At 75.3% G+C, this 1,588-nt stretch carries 2 protein-coding genes; one reads left to right on the top strand and one right to left on the bottom strand.

All coding sequences use genetic code 11. The features are described from left to right. On the top strand, positions 1-634 hold a 634-nt coding region (locus ACLBYE_RS30400), incomplete at its 5' end, for an SDR family NAD(P)-dependent oxidoreductase (protein WP_447697018.1). Between the two features lie 77 nt (positions 635-711). Here ACLBYE_RS30400 and ACLBYE_RS30395 read toward each other — a convergent pair. Next, positions 712-1,588, bottom strand: an 877-nt coding sequence (locus tag ACLBYE_RS30395) for an ABC transporter permease (protein ID WP_447697017.1), incomplete at its 5' end; no start/stop codon positions are given.

The following is a 1,588-nucleotide window of genomic DNA, read 5'->3' as shown; positions in this document are numbered from 1 at the left end:
CGCCGCGGCGGGCCGCGCGCGCGCGATCCTGGCCGATCCCGCCACGGCCGAGGGCGCTGCCGCGCTCGTGCGCGCGGCCCCCGCGGTCGACGTCCTCGTCAACAATCTCGGGATCTACGAGGCCAAGGCCTTCACGGACATCGCCGACGACGACTGGCACCGCCTGTTCGCGGTCAACGTCGTGTCGGGGGCCCGGCTCGCGCAGGCCTATCTCCCGGGGATGCAGGCGCGCGGCTGGGGACGCGTCCTGTTCGTCTCGAGCGAGTCCGGGATCGTGCCGCCGCCCGACATGATCCACTACGCCGTGACCAAATCGGCCCAGCTGACGATCGCCCGCGGACTCGCGCAGCTCACCAAGGGCAGCGGCGTCACCGTGAACACGGTGCTGCCCGGGCCCACGCGCTCCGACGGGATCGGCGATTTCCTGAAGAGTGTCGCCTCCGATCCCGGCCTGTCGCCCGAGGCGATGGAGGCGGAGTTCTTCCGGCTCCATCGGCCGCTGTCGCTGATCCAGCGCCTGATCGAGCCGGACGAGGTCGCCGCCATGATCGCCTATCTGGCCAGTCCCCTCGCCGCCGCGACCAACGGCGCCGCGCTCCGGGTCGAGGGCGGGATCGTGCCGACCATCGCCTGAGCGCCGAGGCCCGCGGCGCGGGACGGGCACCGGCGCGGGGAGCGGGCGGCGCGAACGGCGGGCGATCGACTCCCGGCCTATCCCCGGCCGGTCCGCGGCTCTTCCCCGGCCAACCGTCCCGGCCCGATCGCGTTCCGGTCGAGCCTGAGCAGGAGCGTGACCGGGAGGAGACCGATCAACACGATGAGCACGGCGGCGACGGCGCCGTCCTCGTACGTGCCGCGCGCCGCCTCGCCGTAGAGATGCGTGCTCAACGTCTCGACGTTGAGGGGACGCAGGAGCAGCGTCACCGGCAGTTCCTTGGCGATGTCGACGAAGGCGAGGAGGCCGCCGCTCAGCACCGCGGGCCAGGCCAGCGGCAGCTGCACGGTGACCAGCGTGGCGAGCCGACCCCGCCCGAGCACCCGCGCGGCGTCGGGAATGGTGCGCGGGATCCGCGCGAAGCCGGCCTCGCTGGCGCCCACCGTGACGGTCAGGAAGCGCAGGGCGTAGGCGATGACGAGGGCGGCGCCGGTCCCGAGCCCCACCCGTGCGGTCGTCAGGCCGGCCTCGAACAACCCGGCCTCGACCAGCGCCAGAGGACCCAGGAGCCCGACCGCCAGCACGGTCCCGGGCATGGCGTAGCCGATCCCGGCCGCGCCGATGAGCAGGCGCCCGGCCCGGGCGCTCAGCAGGGAGGGAACGGCCGCCACCGCCAGGCCCGCCAGCACCGTGACCGCCGTGGCGAGGCCCGCGTAGTAGACCGTGTTGAGGGCCTGGGCGGCGAGCGCGTCGGGCAACCCGCTCGCGCCGATCCGGTGCCACGCCTCGAGGCCGAGAGAGCCCGCCGGCACCAGAAACCCGATCGCGACGGGGGCCGTGCCCAGGCCCAGGGCCGCCCCGGCCCGCCAGCCGTCCAGCCGGCGGCGCGCGCCGGCCGTGTGGCGGCGGGCGCCCCCGGCATAGCCGCGGCCG

The sequence above is a fragment of the Methylobacterium sp. A52T genome (assembly GCF_053346095.1).
This window is presented reverse-complemented; position numbering and strand designations above follow the sequence as displayed.